The sequence below is a fragment of the Paracoccus sp. S4493 genome, from assembly GCF_000967735.1.
Classification (GTDB): Bacteria; Pseudomonadota; Alphaproteobacteria; order Rhodobacterales; family Rhodobacteraceae; genus Paracoccus; species Paracoccus marcusii.
In genome coordinates, this window is sequence record NZ_JXYF01000317.1 from 1 (window position 1) to 694 (window position 694).

The 694-nt window shown below is 71.6% G+C and carries 1 protein-coding gene and 1 pseudogene; both read left to right on the top strand.

The annotated features are described in order from the left end of the window. A pseudogene (locus TW83_RS21395) lies at positions 1-292 on the top strand (hypothetical protein); the annotation flags it as partial. Further along, the coding region (locus tag TW83_RS17395; RefSeq protein ID WP_204245801.1) for a glycosyltransferase family 2 protein at positions 292-694 on the top strand (403 nt) is incomplete at its 3' end. The pseudogene TW83_RS21395 and the gene TW83_RS17395, both read left to right, overlap by 1 nt.

Below are 694 nucleotides of genomic sequence, written 5' to 3' on the forward strand. Positions count from 1 at the left end.
CGCGGGCGTCACCGGCCTGACCGCCGACGCCGCCGCGCAGGAGGCTGCCAGCGCCGCGCAGGACGCGGCAGAGGCCGCCGCCGAGACAGCCGATGCCGCCACCGTCGCCGCCCGGATCGAGGCGCTGCTGACCCCCGAGGGCTTCGACCGCGCCCAGGTCGACAGCATCATCGATGGCGCGGCCATCCCCGACACGCAGAAGCAGACGCTCAAGCAGCTGGTGTCGCAGGCAGAGGGCGACCCCGCCCTGCTGGCCGCCGCGCTGGAGCAGGTCAAGGCGGTCATGCGCTGATGACGGTCCTGCCGATCCGGGACATGGCGCCGTTCCTGGCCGGGCGGCCCGCCGTCCTGGCCCGCGGACCGCTTGCCGTGATCCTGGTCGAGGACGACACCGCCGTCGCGGCGACGCTGCGCCATCATCTGGACCGGGGCTTTCGCCACATCCTGCTGATGTCGGACCAGCCGCAGGATCTGCCCGACGCGATGGCCGCGCAGGTGACGCAGCTGCGTTACGACCCGCGCAGGCCCGCGGCCCATGTCCAGGCGGTGAACGCGGTGATCCGCGCCGTGCCGACCGGCACCTGGCTTTACTACGGCTTCAACGCCGAGTTCCTGTTCTATCCCTTCTGCGAAACCCGAAGCGTCGGAGAGATGCTGGCCTTTCACACCGAGGAACGGCGCGCCGCGATGCTGT